General features: G+C 64.1%; 19 protein-coding genes. 2 read left to right on the top strand and 17 right to left on the bottom strand.

Translation table 11 applies throughout. The features are described 5' to 3' along the window. Nucleotides 1–105 precede the first annotated feature (105 nt). Nucleotides 106–1,170, top strand: coding sequence for a hypothetical protein (locus LNV28_RS22040; protein ID WP_263520299.1), 1,065 nt, complete (start codon nt 106–108; stop codon nt 1,168–1,170). A 30-nt stretch (nt 1,171–1,200) separates the two neighbouring features. Here LNV28_RS22040 and LNV28_RS22045 read toward each other — a convergent pair whose 3' ends face one another. From LNV28_RS22045 to LNV28_RS22105, 13 genes are all read right to left on the bottom strand, one after another. Then, the gene (locus LNV28_RS22045) at nt 1,201–1,374 is read right to left on the bottom strand and encodes an oxidoreductase-like domain-containing protein (RefSeq protein ID WP_263520300.1); all 174 of its coding nucleotides are present in this window, start codon (nt 1,372–1,374) and stop codon (nt 1,201–1,203) included. Nucleotides 1,375–1,395: 21 nt separating this feature from the next. Then, nucleotides 1,396–2,463: a beta-N-acetylhexosaminidase gene (gene nagZ / locus LNV28_RS22050; protein ID WP_263520301.1), complete on the bottom strand. Its 1,068-nt coding sequence runs from the start codon at nt 2,461–2,463 to the stop codon at nt 1,396–1,398. A gap of 26 nt (nt 2,464–2,489) precedes the next feature. Further along, nucleotides 2,490–2,885, bottom strand: coding sequence for a holo-ACP synthase (acpS, locus tag LNV28_RS22055; protein WP_263520302.1), 396 nt, complete (start codon nt 2,883–2,885; stop codon nt 2,490–2,492). Then, nucleotides 2,882–3,415 carry a GNAT family N-acetyltransferase gene (locus LNV28_RS22060; RefSeq protein ID WP_263520303.1) on the bottom strand — a complete coding sequence of 178 codons (534 nt, stop codon included), beginning with the start codon at nt 3,413–3,415 and terminating at the stop codon, nt 2,882–2,884. Before LNV28_RS22060 ends, acpS begins: the two co-directional genes overlap by 4 nt. 22 nt (nt 3,416–3,437) lie before the next feature. Further along, complete coding sequence (locus tag LNV28_RS22065) at nt 3,438–4,232, bottom strand: pyridoxine 5'-phosphate synthase (protein ID WP_263520304.1); 795 nt, start codon at nt 4,230–4,232, stop codon at nt 3,438–3,440. A gap of 45 nt (nt 4,233–4,277) precedes the next feature. Continuing rightward, nucleotides 4,278–5,057, bottom strand: coding sequence for a DNA repair protein RecO (gene recO / locus LNV28_RS22070; protein WP_263520305.1), 780 nt, complete (start codon nt 5,055–5,057; stop codon nt 4,278–4,280). A 25-nt stretch (nt 5,058–5,082) separates the two neighbouring features. Further along, entirely contained in the window at nt 5,083–6,162 is a 1,080-nt protein-coding gene (era, locus tag LNV28_RS22075) for a GTPase Era (RefSeq protein ID WP_411970012.1), read from the bottom strand. Beyond that, nucleotides 6,159–6,890, bottom strand: a complete 732-nt coding sequence (rnc, locus tag LNV28_RS22080) for a ribonuclease III (protein WP_263520306.1) — start codon at nt 6,888–6,890, stop codon at nt 6,159–6,161. Before rnc ends, era begins: the two co-directional genes overlap by 4 nt. Before the next feature lie 67 nt (nt 6,891–6,957). Beyond that, complete coding sequence (locus LNV28_RS22085; protein ID WP_263520307.1) at nt 6,958–7,359, bottom strand: DUF4845 domain-containing protein; 402 nt, start codon at nt 7,357–7,359, stop codon at nt 6,958–6,960. A 68-nt stretch (nt 7,360–7,427) separates the two neighbouring features. Beyond that, nucleotides 7,428–8,402: a signal peptidase I gene (gene lepB / locus LNV28_RS22090; RefSeq protein WP_263520308.1), complete on the bottom strand. Its 975-nt coding sequence runs from the start codon at nt 8,400–8,402 to the stop codon at nt 7,428–7,430. 28 nt (nt 8,403–8,430) lie between these two features. Then, nucleotides 8,431–10,239, bottom strand: a complete 1,809-nt coding sequence (gene lepA / locus LNV28_RS22095; RefSeq protein WP_263520309.1) for a translation elongation factor 4 — start codon at nt 10,237–10,239, stop codon at nt 8,431–8,433. Between the two features lie 514 nt (nt 10,240–10,753). Next, the gene (locus LNV28_RS22100; protein ID WP_263520310.1) at nt 10,754–12,235 is read right to left on the bottom strand and encodes a DegQ family serine endoprotease; all 1,482 of its coding nucleotides are present in this window, start codon (nt 12,233–12,235) and stop codon (nt 10,754–10,756) included. A gap of 274 nt (nt 12,236–12,509) precedes the next feature. Then, nucleotides 12,510–12,710: a hypothetical protein gene (locus LNV28_RS22105; protein ID WP_263520311.1), complete on the bottom strand. Its 201-nt coding sequence runs from the start codon at nt 12,708–12,710 to the stop codon at nt 12,510–12,512. Here LNV28_RS22105 and LNV28_RS22110 point away from each other — a divergent pair, their 5' ends adjacent. Further along, nucleotides 12,711–13,046: a hypothetical protein gene (locus tag LNV28_RS22110; protein ID WP_263520312.1), complete on the top strand. Its 336-nt coding sequence runs from the start codon at nt 12,711–12,713 to the stop codon at nt 13,044–13,046. It abuts the gene before it with no gap. Nucleotides 13,047–13,066: 20 nt separating this feature from the next. Here the strand turns inward: LNV28_RS22110 and fabF are convergent, their stop codons facing one another. The 4 genes from fabF to fabD all read right to left on the bottom strand — a co-directional run bounded on the left by fabF (nt 13,067) and on the right by fabD (nt 16,485). Continuing rightward, on the bottom strand, nt 13,067–14,311 hold the full coding sequence (gene fabF / locus LNV28_RS22115) for a beta-ketoacyl-ACP synthase II (RefSeq protein WP_263520313.1): 1,245 nt from the start codon (nt 14,309–14,311) through the stop codon (nt 13,067–13,069). 43 nt (nt 14,312–14,354) lie between these two features. Next, nucleotides 14,355–14,594 carry an acyl carrier protein gene (gene acpP, locus LNV28_RS22120; RefSeq protein ID WP_102767677.1) on the bottom strand — a complete coding sequence of 80 codons (240 nt, stop codon included), beginning with the start codon at nt 14,592–14,594 and terminating at the stop codon, nt 14,355–14,357. Between the two features lie 153 nt (nt 14,595–14,747). Then, complete coding sequence (fabG, locus tag LNV28_RS22125; RefSeq protein ID WP_263520314.1) at nt 14,748–15,500, bottom strand: 3-oxoacyl-ACP reductase FabG; 753 nt, start codon at nt 15,498–15,500, stop codon at nt 14,748–14,750. A 43-nt stretch (nt 15,501–15,543) separates the two neighbouring features. Continuing rightward, entirely contained in the window at nt 15,544–16,485 is a 942-nt protein-coding gene (gene fabD, locus LNV28_RS22130) for an ACP S-malonyltransferase (RefSeq protein WP_263520315.1), read from the bottom strand. Between the last annotated feature and the right edge of the window lie 60 nt (nt 16,486–16,545).

Here is a 16,545-nt window from a genome sequence, read left to right on the forward strand (position 1 = left end):
TCGTCTGCACGCCCAGCTCGCTGCTCATTCAGGGCGTTAGCGACCAGCGAGCCACCGTCCCAATCACACGCACATCACACGCACTCGAGGGAGTCCTAGTTCATCATGTCCCAGCACCTCAAATCCACAGGCCTAACCTGCGGCCTGACCCGCGGCCTGGCCGCCCTGCTTCTGCTCAGCGCCGGCCTGCTGCCTGCCAGCCAGGCGGCAACGCCCAAGGCCAAGGTCGCCGCCGCGGCGGCGGCCACGGATGAAGTCGAACTGCGCTTCTTCCCCCTGCCGCAGCAACGCCACCAGATCCGTTCCGTGATGACCATGAAGATGGACATGCGCATGGAGCCGCGCGAGGGCATGAGCGAGGACGAGCGCGCCAAGATGGAGCAGGCCATGCAGGCCGCCAAGATGCCCATGACCATGCGCAGCGAGTTCGATCAGCGGATGACGACCACGGCCGCCGACAAGGAAGGCAACTTCCAGCTGCAACTGCGCGGCAAGAGTCTGCCCATGGAAATGAGCAACGCCGCCGGTGAGCGCGTGGGGCCCGCCAAGTCCACGATCGACATCAAGATTGACGCCAAGCTGAACCAGAAGACGAGCAGGTTCCAGTCCATGCAATTGGCGGGGACCGATTCGGCAAGCAACGGTCTGTCGGAGGGCCTGCTGAAACAGTTGCTGACCAGCATGACCGGCCTGGAAGGGCGCCGTCTCAAGGTCGGCGAATCGGCCGAGATGCCGCTGGACATGGCACTGCCCGTCCCCAATGGCCGCGGCATGGGCGTGAACATGGTGGGTCGTTACACCCTGGTCAAGCTGGAAAATGGCGTGGCCGACTTTGACGTCGGCGTTCGCATCAGCATGGACATGGATGGCAGCAAACCCGATACGGCGTCGAGTGCAGAACCGGCGTCATCGAGCCCAGCCGCCGCCTCGGCAGCCGACACCGCCAGCAGCGCGCCGGCCGCCGCGGATGCCAAGAACCAGCCCATGCCCTCCATGAAAGCCTCCGGCCAGGGCAAGGGCCGCATGAGCCTGCGCCTGGCCGACCGCCTGATGCTGACGCAGCAAATGGAAATGACCGTGAACATGCGCATCGAGGCTGCCGGCAAGCCCGCCATGAATATGAGCATGGACATGCAGATGGAAGCCAGCGGCAAGAACCTCAAGCGCTGAGTTCGAACGGATGCTTCTGGCAGCCGCGGGTCAGAGTGCCTGGGGCTGTCGCGCCTCCCAGGCGCGCAAAGCGTGGCGGTACTGGTCCATGGCCAGGTCATGCAGATCGAAGATGCAGGGATCACAGCCATTGCCGCAGCAGGCATCCAGATCAGGCGCCAGGGGCGGCTCAGGCCTGGGGTCGGGTGAGACAGGCTCTGTCATGGCGAAGCAGGCCTCTGACATTCACGGCAGGCTTTGCAAAGCCTGGTGGTAGGCCGGGTCGTGCATCAGCTCGTCCCAGGTCAGCGGCGCTGACTGCGGCAGCAGGCCGGCGCGGCGGGCCTCGCTCTCCGCGCTGGCCTGCCAGTCGCCGCGGGCCTGGGCGGCGAGCAGGCCATCGAGGAACTCGTCCAGCGCACGGCCGCCGTCGACGTTCGACTGATTGCACAAGAGCACCAGATCGCAACCGGCTTGCAGGGCCGCCAGCGCGGCCTCGACATAGCCGATGGCGCGGCCTTCCAGCACGCGGGCGCCGGCCATGCCCAGGTCATCGCTGAAGATGGCGCCGCCAAAGCCCAGACGCTCACGCAGAATCTCCTGCAACCAGCGCGCACTGAATCCGGCCGGGCGGGCATCCACCTTGGGGTAGATCACATGGGCCGGCATCACCGCGCCGGTGCTCATGACCAGCCATTCAAACGGTTTCGCATCCTCGGCCAGGATAGCCTTGAGGCTGCGCCGGTCCACCGGCACCTCGGCGTGCGAGTCGGCCTTGACGTAGCCATGGCCGGGGAAATGCTTGGCGCAACTGGCCATGCCGGCCAGCAGTAAACCATGCTGCAAGCTCTTGGCCAGCAAGGCCACCACGCGTGGGTCGCGGTGGAAGCTGCGGGTGCCGATGACGGAGCTCTCGCCATGATCAAGATCCAGCACCGGGGCAAAGCTGAAATCCACACCACAGGCGCGCAGCTCGGCGGCCAACACAAAACCTGCAGCCGTGGCCGCCGCGGTGGCCTGGAGCGCATCCGCCATCCATAACTCGCCGAGACTACGCATGGCAGGCAGATGCGTAAACCCATCGGTCTGGAAACGTTGCACGCGGCCGCCCTCGTGGTCCACGCAGATCAAGAGATCGGGCCGAATCGACTTGATCTCGGCCGTCAGCGCCAGCAACTGGGCGCGGCTCTCAAAGTTACGAGCAAACAGGATCAGGCCGCCAACCAAGGGGTGGCGCAGGCGCGCACGCTCGGCATCGCTCAGGCTCAGGCCGGCGACATCAAGCACCACGGGGGCGTGTTGCAGGTCTTCCATCGTCTTTTTCTGTCTCTCTAGGGCTTTCAGGCCAGGGTTTCGACCACCACAAAGCTGGTCGCGTAATCGGTTTCGTCGCTGACGCTGACCTGGGCGCGCAGGCCCTGAGCTTCAAACCAGCGGGCCAGCTCGCCATGCAAGCGGATCTCGGGCTTGCCGCTGGGCGCGTTGAGGATCTCGCAATCGCGCCAGTTCATGGGCATGCGCATGCCCAGACCGATCGCTTTGGAGAAGGCCTCCTTGGCAGAAAATCGGGTGGCCAGAAAACTCAGGCCCCGGCTCTCGGCGCGGGCACGGCGTGCGCGAAAGACCTCCAGCTCTCGCGGACCCAGCACTTTTTCCGCGAAGCGCTCGCCGCGCCGCGCCAGGGTCTCGCGCATGCGGCGGATGTCGCAGACATCGGTGCCGATGCCGTAAATCACGCCTCGGGCTCCAGCGGTGCCCAGCCCAGCAACTCGTTGCGGTGCTGCTGGCCGCCCAGCTCAAACCAGGCCTCGCCCCAGAGGCTGGCGCCCTCGCGGCGGTAAAAGCGCAAAGCGCCTTCGTTGCCGACCCAGGCGCTGAGCCAGAGCGAACGCTCGGGCCAGGACTGGCGCGCCTGGTGCAGCAGCTTCAAGCCCAGGCCTTGGCTCTGGCTGTGTGGCGCCACGTAGAGGCGCTTGAGCTCCACCGCGGGGCCCGCCACGGCCACCGGGCAGACCGCGCTGTCGTCGAGGTGGGCCCAGGCCAGCAAGGTGTCGCCGCGCTCAATCACCCAGTGACGGTTCAGATCGACGGACTGGCGCAGCAGTTGTTCATCGAAATCGCGCTTCAGGTACTCGGCCACCGTGCTGTTGACGCCGCCCTCGGCGGCATAACGGTCCAGCCAGACCCAGCGCGCCAGGGCTGCGATGCGCAAGGCGTCGTCGGGCTGGGCCGGGCGCAGATCGAGAAAAGCGGGCTTCGTGCTCATATCGGTGTTCAGGGCGCGTAAATCAGGGCGAGTAAGCGCGCTGGATGCAGCGCTGGTACTCGCGAACAGTTTCGGTGTAACCCAGCTCCAAGGCGTCGGCAATCAAGGCGTGGCCGATGGACACCTCCTGCACGCCGGGCACGGCGCGCAAGAACACGCTCAGGTTGTCGCGGTTGAGGTCATGGCCGGCGTTGATGCCCAGGCCGACGGCCAAAGCGGCCTCGGCCGTGCGGGTGAAGCCGGCCAGCACCTCGACCTCGCGGGCGGTGCCAAAGGCGCTGGCGAAAGTCTCGGTGTAGAGCTCGATGCGCTCGGCGCCCAGCGCGGCCACCTGGGCCATGGCCTCAGGCAGCGGGTCCATGAAGAGGCTGACGCGCACGCCCAGGCTCTGGCATTCCGCAATCAGCGGCGCCAAGCGATCATGATCGGCCGGCAGGTTCCAGCCGTGGTCGGAAGTGAACTGGTCCTCGCTGTCGGGCACAAAGGTCACCTGGTGCGGGCGCAGCTCACGCACATAGTCCATCAGGTTCTGGGTCGGGTTGCCCTCGATGTTGTACTCGGCATGCGGCCATTGCTTCATCAGCGCGGCCAGCTCGCGCACATCGGCCGGGCGGACGTGGCGCTCGTCGGGGCGCGGATGCACGGTGATGCCCTGGGCGCCGGCCAGCAGGCAAGCCTCGGCCGCGCGCAGCACGCTGGGGATGCCCAGATGGCGGGTGTTGCGCAACAAGGCCACCTTGTTGACATTGACCGAGAGGACGCAACGCTGCCCGTGTGAGTAGGCGGCAGAGGCTTCGGGCGCGAGCAATGGGTTCATGGCGTTCTTCTTTTCTACAGTCCGGCAAGGCAGACGGTGTGCGGGTCAGTCCAGCAATTTCTGCACATCCAGCATCACCTGGCGGGTGCGCAAGGGCTTGCCGCCCAGATGATAGTGAAGCAGGCCGCGCAGCGTTGACTTGAGCTGCGGCAAGACCGGGGCGCAGGCCTGCTGCAGCGCGGCCATGCTGCCGTGCAACAGCGCGGCCTGCAAATGGATCAGGGTAGCGCCCTCGAGGCCGCCCGCCTCGGTCGGCGCAGGCTGCACGCCGGCTTCGGCAGTCAGACCATAGCTGCGCTCCAGCTGGAGCGCAGCCTGCGTCAACGTCACGACGCTGAGGTCGGGCAGCAGGCCTGTTTCCACCAGCAGACGCAGCTCGAATGCCCGCAGCGCCGCCTGCGACTGCGCATCCTCGTTGGCATGCAGCTGCGGCAGGGTCTGGGCATAAGCATCAAAAAGCTGGGGGTGCGCATCCTGGCGGGCCAGCAGCTTGAGCAGCAGCTCGTTGAGGTAGTAACCCGAAAACAGTGCGGCACCGGCGGGCAAGGTACTGCCTCCGGCCCATTCGGCCGCACGCAGGGTGACGACCTCGGCCGGGTGGCCATCCGTGGACTTGGCCGGTTTGGACAGGGTCACCTGGATGCGCTGAAACGGCAGCAGCACCGCGCGCAGCTGCGAGTACGGCCGCTTGGCGCCCTTGGCCACGACAGCGAGGCGCCCTTGCTCGCGGGTGAAGAGGTCCAGGATGAGGCTGGACTCGCTCCAGTCGTACTGGTGCAGGACAAAGGCCTGCTGAACCGCAGGCGTGCGAGTGCTACGAGCCATCAGCGAAGGCGACGGCAGCGCGCATTCACTCGTAGCCGTAGGTGCGCAAATGTTCTTCGCTGTCGGCCCAGCCCGAACGCACCTTGACCCAGAGTTCCAGGAAGACGCGGCCATCCATCAGATGCTCCAGCTCCTGGCGTGCCTCGGAGCCGATGCGCTTGAGGCGCTCGCCACCCTGGCCGATGATCATGCCCTTGTGGGCATCGCGCTCGACGACGATGGAGGCCGAGATGCGGCGCAACTCGCCCTCGTCTTCCCATTTGTCGATGATCACGGTCGAGGTGTAGGGCAGCTCGTCGCCGGTCAGGCGGAACAGCTTCTCGCGGATGATTTCGCTGGCCAGGAACTTCTCGCTGCGGTCGGTCAGCGCGTCGCCGTCGTAGAACCAGCCCTGCTCGGGCAGGTAGGGCTTGAGGATCTTGAAGAGGCGCTGGACATCGGCGTCCTTCTTGGCCGAGAGGGGCACAAACTCGCTGAAGTTGCGACGCTCCTGCATGCTCTTGAGCCAGGGGGCCAAGTCGGCACGGCGCTGCACGGCATCGAGCTTGTTGGCGATCATCACCACAGGCTTGTCCTGCGGCAGCAGGGACAGCACCTTGGCATCGTCCAGGCCGAAACGGCCCGCTTCCAGCACATAAAGCACCAGATCCACGTCACCGAGCACGCCGTGCACGGTGCGATTCAGGTTGCGGTTGAGCGCCGCGTTGTACTTCATCTGGAAGCCGGGCGTGTCCACGAACACGAACTGCGCCTCGTCCACGGTGCGCATGCCGGTGATGCGGTGGCGCGTGGTCTGCGCCTTGTCCGAGGTGATGCTGACCTTCTGGCCGACCAGGGCGTTGAGCAGGGTGGATTTGCCGACATTGGGCCGGCCGACGATGGCGATCAGGCCGCAGCGCTGCGGCGTGCCATCGGCCATCTTGCCGTTGTTGGCACTGGCAGCAGCGGCCTCGGGCGACAAGGAGGTCGCGCCCGAGCCTGCCGCGGGAATGGGCGGCAGCGCATAGGTCACGACAGGGGCCGGCACGGGAGCAGAAGCAGAGCCAGAAGCAGCAGCGGAGCCTTCGGGCGAAGCGTCGTCCGGCGTGGTGGGGGTGTGGGTCATGGGGTGTCGGCGCGCGGCCGCTCCTTTTCGCGCAAGCCAGAACTTGGCTTGTCGAGGGCAATCAGTTCGTCGAGCAGGCGACGGGCGGCTTCTTGTTCGGCGATGCGGCGGGAACGACCCTCGCCGCGCGTGGCCAGACTCAGCGCAGGCACGGCGCACTCGACCTCGAAGGTCTGGGCATGGGCCTGGCCGCGCGTGTCGGTGATGCGGTAATTGGGCACCGGCAAACGGCGCGCCTGCAGCATTTCCTGCAGCGCCGTCTTGGCGTCCTTGGCCCAGCGGTCGGTGGCTGCGCCGGCCAGCAAATCGCCGAGCATCTTGCGCACCACCTCGAGCGCGGCCGGATAGCCCGCGTCGACAAAGGTCGCGCCGATGATGGCTTCGAGCGCATCGGCCAGGATGGACGGGCGCTGTGCGCCGCCGCCCTTGGCCTCACCGTCGGATAGACGCAGCACGGCAGGCAAGCCCAGGTCCAGGGCCAAGCGGTGCAGGCTGTCCTCGCGCACCAGATGGGCGCGGATGCGGGTCAGGTCACCCTCGTCCGAGCCGGCATAGCGCTCGTACAAGAGGCTGGACACGGCCAAGCTGAGCACCGCGTCGCCGAGGAACTCCAGGCGCTCGTAATGATCGCTGCTGAAGCTGCGATGTGTGATGGCGCGGCTCAGCAACTCGGGGCGAGCAAAGCGATGCCCCAGGCGCTGCTGCAGGGCTTGTAGTGGCGCGTTCATGCGAAGCTGTGGCCGGTGCGTGTTGGAAAGGCTTGGGTCGCAGATATCAGCCGGGCCAAGGCCGACTTCAACGCGACTTGCCTTCGTACTTGATCAGCAAGTAAACCGGGCCGGCCAGGTCGACCTGCTTGTCGTAGGCAAAACTGATCTGCAGCTTGTCGTTCTCTTTGCTGACCACCAGGTCCTGGCTGCGGATGCTGACCATGGAGTACTCGACCTGCTGCGCGGTTTCGAATGCCGCGCGCACGGCGGGCACCGTGCTCGGGTTGGAGGCGGCGATCCGGTCGACGACGCGCTGGATGGTGTAAAACTCCAGCACGGTAGGAATCACCCGCGCGACCACCACGCCGCCGAAGGCCAGCACAACGGCCCAGAACAACAGGCCGAACAGACTGACCCCACGTTGGCCGCGCTGCAGGCGCTGATCTCGCCCATGGGCCAGGCCACGATTTGACTGAGAACGACGCATCGAGAAACCCTCTCCCTGATTTTCAAAACGCTGAGCCAAGATGGCGGTGCCCGCAGGCCGAATCGACCTCAATTGAAGGGGCCGATGCGCTTGAGATTACCGAAATTCATCCAAACAAAGAAGGCCCGGCCGACGATGTTTTCATCGGGCACAAAGCCCCAGAAACGCGAGTCGCCCGAGTTGTCGCGGTTGTCGCCGATCATGTAGTAGTAGCCCGCCGGCACGGTGCAGCGCACACCTTCGATGGTGTACTTGCACTGATCCTGATACGGGAACGGGCCGTCCGGACGGTTGGGCTGGAACACCGGCTGAGCCTGCGGATTGACCAGCATCTGATGCTGCTTTTCGCCGAGCTTTTCCAGGAAGCGGGGACGGTAGGTCATCGAGCTTTCGTCGTAGAAATCACCCTGGGGCTGGACTTCAGTCGGCTTGCCGTTGACGTAGAGCTTCTGGTTCAGATAGGCGACCTCATCACCGGGCACGGCCGCCACACGCTTGATGAAGTCGATGCTGGTGTCCACCGGCCAGCGGAACACCATCACGTCGCCACGCTTGACCTCGTTGTTGGAAATGATCTTCTTGTTGATGACCGGCAGGCGCACGCCGTAGTGGAACTTGTTCACCAGGATCAGGTCGCCTACGAGCAGGGTCGGCACCATCGAACCCGAGGGGATCTTGAACGGCTCGAACAGGAAGGAGCGCAACACGAACACGGCCAGGATGACCGGGAACAGCCCGGCGGTCCAATCGAGCCACCAGGGCTGCTGCAGGATCTGCTGACGCGCAGACTCGACATCCCCGTCAACGCGGCTGATGCCCTGTGCGGCCAAGGCCTGACGGCGCTGAGCGTCGGCTTCCAGCAAGGCCTGCGCCGCGCGGGCACGGGCGGGCTGGAAATGGAAGCGCTCGGCCAGCCAGTAGGCCAGCGTGAACAAGGTCAGGACAAACAGCAGCAGCGAAAAATTGCCAGTCCAATAGCCGGTGTACCAGCCACCCAGGTAAGCGACGAGAGCCGCATAGAGAATTCCGGTCAGTGCACTCATCAATCGATCACTTGGGTTTGGAGAGGGGTTAGTCGTCAACTTGCAGAATCGCCAGGAAGGCTTCCTGAGGCACTTCAACCGAGCCGATCTGCTTCATGCGCTTCTTGCCGGCCTTCTGCTTTTCGAGCAGCTTGCGCTTGCGGGAAATGTCGCCGCCGTAGCATTTTGCCAGCACGTTTTTGCGCATCGCCTTGATGTTCTCGCGGGCGATGATGTTGGAGCCGATGGCAGCCTGGATCACCACGTCATACATCTGACGCGGGATGTGCTCGCGCATCTTGGCCGCCACACCGCGGCCGCGGAACTGGCTCTGCACGCGGTGGACGATGATGGACAAGGCATCGACCTTGTCGCCGTTGATCAGGATGTCGACCTTGACCACATCGGAGGCGCGGTACTCCTTGAACTCATAGTCCATGGACGCGTAGCCGCGCGAGACGGATTTCAGCTTGTCGAAGAAGTCCAGCACGATCTCGGCCAGAGGCATCTCATAGGTCAGCATGACCTGGCGGCCGTGGTAGGCCATATTGATCTGGTTGCCGCGCTTCTGGTTGGCCAGCGTCATCACCGGGCCGACATAGTCCTGCGGCATGTAGAGGTGGACCGTGACGATGGGCTCCCGGATCTCCTGCAGCAAGCCCAGCTCCGGCATCTTGGACGGGTTCTCGACCTCGATCACCTTGCCGTCGTTGAGCAGCACCTCGTAGACCACGCTGGGCGCCGTGGTGATCAGATCCTGATCGAACTCGCGCTCCAGGCGCTCCTGCACGATCTCCATGTGCAGCAAGCCCAGGAAGCCGCAGCGGAAGCCGAAGCCCAACGCCTGCGAGACTTCCGGCTCATAGCGCAGCGAGGAGTCGTTGAGCTTGAGCTTCTCGAGTGCATCGCGCAGCTGGTCATATTCGCTGGCCTCGGTCGGGTACAGGCCCGCAAACACCTGGGGCTGAATTTCCTTGAAGCCGGGCAGCGCCTCTTCGGCCGGGCCCAGGTTGTTGGGCAGCTTTTTTTCCAGGGTGATGGTGTCGCCGACCTTGGCCGCTTGCAGCTCCTTGATGCCGGCAATGACGAAACCCACTTCGCCGGCATTGAGCTGCTCACGCTTCTCGGACTTGGGCGCAAACACGCCCAGATGCTCGGCCGGGTAGATGGCGTTGGAGGCCATCATGCGGATGCGTTCGCCGCGCTTCAAAGTGCCGTCGACCACGCGCACCAACATGACCACGCCCACATAGGCGTCGTACCAGCTGTCGATGATCATGGCGCGCAGCGGCGCCTCGACCACGCCCTTTGGCGGCGGCATGCGGGCGATCACAGCCTCGATGATTTCGTCGATGCCCATGCCGGTCTTGGCACTGCAGGGAATCGCGTCGGTGGCGTCGATGCCGATCACGTCTTCGATCTCGGCCTTGGCGTTGTCCGGGTCAGCGCTGGGCAGGTCCATCTTGTTCAGCACCGGCACCACTTCCACGCCCAGGTCCAGCGCGGTGTAGCAGTTGGCCACGGTCTGTGCTTCCACACCCTGGCTGGCGTCCACCACCAGCAGCGCACCCTCGCAGGCCGACAGCGAGCGGCTGACTTCATAAGAGAAGTCCACATGCCCTGGCGTGTCGATCAGGTTGAGGTTGTAGGTCTTGCCGTCCTTGGCCGTGTATTGCAGGGATGCCGTCTGCGCCTTGATGGTGATGCCGCGCTCGCGCTCGATGTCCATCGAGTCCAGCACCTGCGCTTCCATTTCGCGATCCGACAGGCCACCACAGCGCTGGATGATGCGGTCTGCCAAGGTGCTTTTGCCGTGGTCGATGTGGGCGATGATGGAGAAATTGCGGATGTGATTCATGCTGTTCTTAAATGCGCCGTGCCCTAGGGCACAACGGCGAGGCCGTTGCAGCGCAAGCTCTCAATCGCGTAGCGATATCGGGGCGCGAAGCGCCGTGCTGAAGCTAAAAAAAAGGCACGTCGAAACGGTGACGCGCCTTCCAACAAAAGGTATGGCAACTGCTTGTTGGGCTTCCATTGTAGCCAAAAGGCCTTCACTGGAAACCGCGGCGCGACCGGACTGCCCGTCGTTGCGGCCCGCCAACATGGATTTTATCCACAACTTATTCACAGGCTTATTCGGGGATTTGAAAAACCAGAACAAGCCGGCCAACTGCCTGCAGCAGCCCCACATTGAGCTCATCGCCCAATACAAACTGCCCTTGTGCGGTCGCCATTCTAGCCGACAGGGCAAGGAATCGATTTTCAGGCGACGGCCGCCCTGTCCCGCCGCGATCAGCAACCTTCCATGATGTGAAAAGACCCGGCCGCCAGCTATGGCATACCGGGTCCATGCTGGCTTCAGCAGCCGGGCTTCAACGCGCCGGGCGCAGCAAGACGAAACTGGTCAAGTCACCGCGGCGAACCAACAAATTGATGACCTTGGCCTTTTCGAGCTTGGTCAATATCGCCTGAACCTGCTTGACGCTGCTGACATCGTTGTTGTCCACCGAGAGGATGACATCGCCCTCGCGCAGACCTGCACGCGCCGCCACACCAATGGCTGCCTCGACACGAACGCCCGTCTTGAGCTTGAGATCGCGCTTTTGCGCCTCGCTCAGCTCACCCAACTGCAAGCCCAGGGCGCTGGCGGGGCCAGCCGATGGCTTGCCTTCCCCATCGGCACCGGCGACGCCACGCGCCTCTTCATTGGGCATCTCGGCGACGGTGATGTTGAGGTCCTTGTAGGCGCCACGGCGGAAGACCTGGACCACGGCCTTGCTGTTCGGCTTCAGCCCGGCCACCACACGGCGCAGATCGCTGACCTTCTCGATGGTCTTGCCGTCGAACTTGGTGATCACATCACCGCCCTCGATGCCGGCCTTGTCGGCTGCGCCGCCCGCGACCACGCTGCGGATTACGGCGCCGTGCGGTTTACCTAGGCCGATGGCTTCGGCCACATCCTTGCTCACATCCTCCAAGGTCACGCCGATGAAGCCGCGCACCACCTTGCCCTGGCTGCGCAGTTGCTCGGACACGCGGATGGCCTCATCGATCGGGATCGAGAAGGAGATGCCCATGAAGCCGCCCGACTGGCTGTAGATCTGCGAGTTGATGCCGACCACCTCGCCGCGCATATTGAGCAGCGGGCCACCCGAGTTGCCCGGATTGATGGCCACATCGGTCTGAATGAAGGGCAGGAAATCACCGGTGTCGCGCGCCTTGGCGCTGACAATGCCGGCGGTCACGCTGTTGTCAAAGCCAAAGGGCGAGCCGATGGCCATGACCCATTCGCCGACCTTGAGGCGGCTGACATCGCCGATTTTGACCGCGGGCAAGCCGGTGGCCTCAATCTTGAGCACCGCCACATCGGTGCGGCGGTCGGCGCCGACCAGCTTGGCCTTGAACTCGCGCTTGTCCGTCAGGGTGACGTAGACCTCGTCGGCATCCTGCACCACATGGGCATTGGTCATCACAAAGCCATCGGCGCTGAGCACAAAGCCCGAGCCGACACCGCGGCGCTGCGGCGCATCGTCGTTGTTATCACCTCCGCGCGGCGCACCGCGGCGCTGGTTCGGCGCCGGCATGCCGAAACGACGCAGGAATTCCAGCATCTGCTCGTCCATCTCCGGCATGCCCTGGGCATTGGCCTTGAGACGCTCAGAGGTGCGGATGTTCACCACTGCTGGGCCGACCTTCTCGACCAACTCGGTGAAATCAGGCAGCTCACGCGCTTGCGCGTGCCCGACATCGGGCAAGAGGCTGAGACTCAAGGAAAGGGCACCGGCCGACAAGAGAGCGCGCGACCAGCGCGACAGAAGTGGACGTGCAGCAGACAGGGAGGACAGAGAGGGCATGGTTGGACTCGTAGTGTTCACTGGAGAAAAACCGACCAACGCGAACAAGGCGTTGAACCTGAAACAACAGCACGCGATTTTGGGACCGCCTGTGGTGATTTCAAGAGCGGGCGAATGCAAAGAACGACGAAGCGAATACGGCCGATGAGGTCTCCGCCCAGCCGACAAGGCGGCATCGGTCTCGCGTCATGATGATGGCAGGCGCCCGGGTGGCCTAGCGAAAGTCACAGCCCGGCAGCGGCAGGCTGTCAGCGGAAGTGCTGTTTGCCGCGCCTCAGGGCGGCGCGCCGTGAGCTGCTCGCCCAGCAAACAAGGTGGCCCGCAGGGCCGGCCAGACACTGGCCTGGCGCCGGCGACTCAGAGGCAGGTAAACCGGCAGAGCCCAGTGATGCAGGCGCCGCCACCAGGGTGCAGCGGGTTCCTTGAGACGGGCGCGCAGCAGTAGCCAGTGGTCGAGATCGAATACCGGACGCAATTGAATTTCCTGCGCGGCACCGTGCAGGGTGCCTGCCGCGTCAAGCGACTGCAATTGCCAACACTGCCCATCCCACAACAGGAGTCGGGGGCGCACGCGGGCGCCACGCCAAGCCAGCAGCGCGGCAAGCGGCACAGCAGCCAAGCCAAATCCATGGAGGTCGGCTTGATGGGCGGACAGGGCCGCGAGCAAGGCTGCAACAGCAAGCTCTGCCAGAAACAGCACAGCCAGCTGCAAAGCTGGCTGTGGAACCACCTCGACCCGCAAGGCTGGCGCATGTCGCTGGGCTGCGCTCATATTGAGCTCGGCGGCGGCTGGTTCAGCTCAGGCCCGTAAGGTCAACGGGCGCCGGCCACTCAGATCCGCTTGAAGATCAGCGTGCCATTGGTGCCGCCGAAACCAAAGTTATTCTTGGCGGCGTACTCAATGTTCATCTGCCGCGCCTCATTGGCGCAGTAGTCCAGGTCACACTCGGGGTCCTGGTTGAAGATATTGATGGTTGGCGGCGCCACCTGGTGGTGCACCGCCAGCACCGTGAACACCGACTCGATGCCACCCGCCCCACCAAGCAGGTGGCCGGTCATGGACTTGGTCGAGCTGACCACCAGCTTCTTGGCGTGGTCACCGAAGGCCAGCTTGATGGCGTTCGTTTCGTTCACATCACCCAGCGGCGTCGAAGTGCCGTGGGCGTTCATGTATTGCACTTGATCGGCGTTCAGGCCTGCGTTGCGCAGCGCTGCTCGCATCGACCGTTTGGGACCGTCCACATTGGGCGCGGTCATGTGATACGCGTCGGCACCCATGCCAAAGCCCGAGAGCTCTGCGTAGATCTTGGCGCCACGCTTCTTGGCATGCTCGTACTCCTCGAGCACCAGCACACCACCGCCCTCACCCAGCACAAAGCCGTCACGGTCCTTGTCCCAGGGTCGGGAAGCAGTCTTGGGATCGTCGTTGCGCGTGGACAGCGCCCGCGCCGAGGCAAAGCCTCCGATACCCAAGGGCGACACGGTCGATTCCGCGCCGCCGGCAATCATCACATCGGCATCGCCGTATTCAATCAAGCGACCGGCCTGACCAATGGCATGCAAGCCCGTGGTGCAGGCCGTCACGATGGCCAAGTTCGGGCCTTGAAAGCCGAACTTGATCGAGACATGGCCCGAGATCATGTTGATGATCGAGGCCGGCACAAAGAACGGCGAAATCCGACGCGGGCCGCGCGCAACGTACTCACCGTGGGTTTCTTCGATCAGCGGCAAGCCGCCGATGCCGGAACCCACGAGAACGCCGATGCGCTCGGCCTGTTCTTCCGTCAACTGATCGCCGGTCGGCAGACCGGCATCACGCACCGCTTGAATGGACGCCGCCAATCCGTAATGGATGAAGGTGTCCATGGTCCGCGCCTCTTTGCTGGACATGTAGTCGGCGACATCGAAGCCCTTCACCTCGCCGGCGAACTGACAGGCAAATGCTGTCGGATCGAAACGGGTGATGCGATCAATGCCGGACTGACCGGCCAGGATGTTGGCCCAGCCTTCAGCGACCGTGTTTCCCACGGGGCTGATCAGACCAAGTCCAGTAACTACGACGCGACGACGGCTCATGCGGTACGGAATTCAGTTGAACAAAGGCTCAAGCGCGCAGCGCTCAGGCCTTCTGGTGCTTGACGGCGTAGTCAATCGCCAGCTGAACGCTGGTGATCTTCTCGGCTTCTTCATCGGGGATTTCGATGCCGAACTCGTCTTCGAGTGCCATCACCAATTCCACGGTGTCGAGCGAGTCGGCGCCCAGGTCGGCCACGAAGGCCTTTTCGTTGGTCACATCGGACTCAGGCACGCCGAGTTGCTCGGCGATGATTTTCTTGACACGTGCTTCGATATCGCTCATGACTCCTCCAGGAGGGGTTTGCTAGGAACAGCCCGGGATTCTAAGGCCTCTAGGGAGTCGCGCCTAAAACTAGGTGTTGCGACAGATCAGAGGACCTTCACCGGCCGGGCAAATCCGGTGGATGGCGGCGGAACTGCCGCCATCGCAAATCAATCAGTTCATGAACATGCCGCCGTTGACGTGCAGTTCACTGCCGGTAATGTAGGCGGCCTTCGGTGACGCCAGGAAGGCAACTGCCTCCGCAATTTCCCGCGGCTCGCCGAGGCGCCCCACGGGAATCTGCGCCAGCAGCGCCGCTTTCTGGGCTTCGGGCAGCACTTCGGTCATGTCGGTGGCGATGAAACCCGGCGCCACACAGTTGACCGTGATGCCACGGCTGCCCAGCTCGCGCGCCAGCGAACGGGTCATGCCGGCCACACCGGCCTTGGCCGCTGCATAGTTGGCCTGGCCTGGGTTGCCCGAGGCGCCCACCACCGAGGTGATGCTAATGATGCGGCCATAACGCTGCTTCATCATGGTACGCATGACCGCGCGGCTCATGCGGAACACGGCCTTCAGATTGGTGTCCAGCACGGCATCCCAATCGTCATCCTTCATGCGCATGGCCAGGGTGTCGCGGGTGATACCGGCGTTGTTGACCAGCACATGCAGGCCGCCATGGGCCTTGACGATGCCATCGACGGCTGCATCCACCGCGGCCGCATCATTGACGTTGAGCACCAGCCCCGATCCACCCAGAGGCGCCAGGGCTTCGCCGATGGCGGCGGCACCGGCCTCGCTGGTGGCGGTGCCGATGACCTTGTAGCCTTGCTCGGCCAGGGTCATGGCAATGGAGCGGCCGATGCCGCGGCTGGCACCGGTGACCAGGGCGACTTGTGGGGTGCTGCTGCTTGTCGTGTCAGTCATGATCTTCTTGCGGGTTCTGTGGAGAAGGCAGGCGGGGCAGCGCTCAGCCCAGCAGGGCGCGTGCTTCGGTCAGGCTGGCCGGATCCAGCACGGTGGCGCTGATCAGCTCGGCATCGACACGCTTGGCCAGGCCAGCCAAGACCTTGCCCGGGCCGCATTCCAGCACATGCTGAATGCCCTGGGCCTTGAGTGCTTGCACGACCTCCACCCAACGCACCGGGCCGAAGGCCTGGCGGAACAAGGCATCACGCAGGCCTGCGGCGTCGCCGACGGCGGCCACATCGATGTTGTTGATGACCGGAAACTGGAGCGCAGCGAACTCGGTTGTCGCCAGACGAGCTTGCAAGGCCAGGGCTGCAGGTTTCATCAGGCTGGAATGGAACGGCGCCGACACCGGCAGCAACAGCGCCCGCTTGGCACCGGCCGCCTTGAGCAACTCGCAGGCCTTGTCGACACCGGCCTTGGTGCCGGCGATCACGGTCTGCTTGGGATCATTGAAATTGGCGGCCTCCACGGCTTCACCGGTGGCAGCGGCAGCGGCAGCGCAACCCTCGATCACAGCCGCGCTGTCCAGACCCAGGATGGCCGCCATGGCGCCCACACCCACAGGCACCGCCTGCTGCATGGACTGCGCCCGGAAACGCACCAGAGGCAGGGCTTCGGCCAAACTCAGGGCGCCGGCAGCCACCAGGGCGGTGTACTCGCCGAGCGAGTGACCGGCCGCAGCCGCGGGCACCAAGCCTGTTTCGGCCATCCAGGCACGGTAGCAGGCGATACCCGCCGTCAGCATGACGGGCTGGGTGTTGGTGGTCAGGTCCAACTGCTCTTTCGGGCCGACCTTGATCAGGGCGCCGATGTCTTCGCCTAAGGCTTCGGAAGCCTCGACCAGGGTGCGGACGACTTCCGGGTGATCACCCCAGGCGTCCAGCATGCCCACGGTTTGCGAGCCCTGGCCCGGAAAAACGAATGCGAACTTTGCGCTCATGATCGTATGTAGAGAGAAGAAATAACTCGGGAATGGAGCGGAGGCAAGACGGCGATGCGA

It is taken from the genome of Paucibacter sp. DJ2R-2, assembly GCF_025717675.1.
GTDB lineage: Bacteria > Pseudomonadota > Gammaproteobacteria > Burkholderiales > Burkholderiaceae_C > Paucibacter_A.

Excerpts from the sequence above, each read along its gene's own strand:
- LNV28_RS22085 (WP_263520307.1), bottom strand. The coding sequence starts at position 7,359 with ATGCGTCGTTCTCAGTCAAATCGTGGCCTGGCCCATGGGCGAGATCAG.
- fabF (WP_263520313.1), bottom strand. The coding sequence starts at position 14,311 with ATGAGCCGTCGTCGCGTCGTAGTTACTGGACTTGGTCTGATCAGCCCC.
- fabG (WP_263520314.1), bottom strand. The coding sequence starts at position 15,500 with ATGACTGACACGACAAGCAGCAGCACCCCACAAGTCGCCCTGGTCACC.
- LNV28_RS22065 (WP_263520304.1), bottom strand. The coding sequence starts at position 4,232 with ATGAACCCATTGCTCGCGCCCGAAGCCTCTGCCGCCTACTCACACGGG.
- LNV28_RS22040 (WP_263520299.1), top strand. The coding sequence starts at position 106 with ATGTCCCAGCACCTCAAATCCACAGGCCTAACCTGCGGCCTGACCCGC.
- LNV28_RS22045 (WP_263520300.1), bottom strand. The coding sequence starts at position 1,374 with ATGACAGAGCCTGTCTCACCCGACCCCAGGCCTGAGCCGCCCCTGGCG.
- lepB (WP_263520308.1), bottom strand. The coding sequence starts at position 8,402 with ATGAGTGCACTGACCGGAATTCTCTATGCGGCTCTCGTCGCTTACCTG.
- recO (WP_263520305.1), bottom strand. The coding sequence starts at position 5,057 with ATGGCTCGTAGCACTCGCACGCCTGCGGTTCAGCAGGCCTTTGTCCTG.
- era (WP_411970012.1), bottom strand. The coding sequence starts at position 6,162 with ATGACCCACACCCCCACCACGCCGGACGACGCTTCGCCCGAAGGCTCC.
- LNV28_RS22060 (WP_263520303.1), bottom strand. The coding sequence starts at position 3,415 with ATGAGCACGAAGCCCGCTTTTCTCGATCTGCGCCCGGCCCAGCCCGAC.
- lepA (WP_263520309.1), bottom strand. The coding sequence starts at position 10,239 with ATGAATCACATCCGCAATTTCTCCATCATCGCCCACATCGACCACGGC.
- fabD (WP_263520315.1), bottom strand. The coding sequence starts at position 16,485 with ATGAGCGCAAAGTTCGCATTCGTTTTTCCGGGCCAGGGCTCGCAAACC.
- rnc (WP_263520306.1), bottom strand. The coding sequence starts at position 6,890 with ATGAACGCGCCACTACAAGCCCTGCAGCAGCGCCTGGGGCATCGCTTT.
- acpP (WP_102767677.1), bottom strand. The coding sequence starts at position 14,594 with ATGAGCGATATCGAAGCACGTGTCAAGAAAATCATCGCCGAGCAACTC.
- nagZ (WP_263520301.1), bottom strand. The coding sequence starts at position 2,463 with ATGGAAGACCTGCAACACGCCCCCGTGGTGCTTGATGTCGCCGGCCTG.
- LNV28_RS22100 (WP_263520310.1), bottom strand. The coding sequence starts at position 12,235 with ATGCCCTCTCTGTCCTCCCTGTCTGCTGCACGTCCACTTCTGTCGCGC.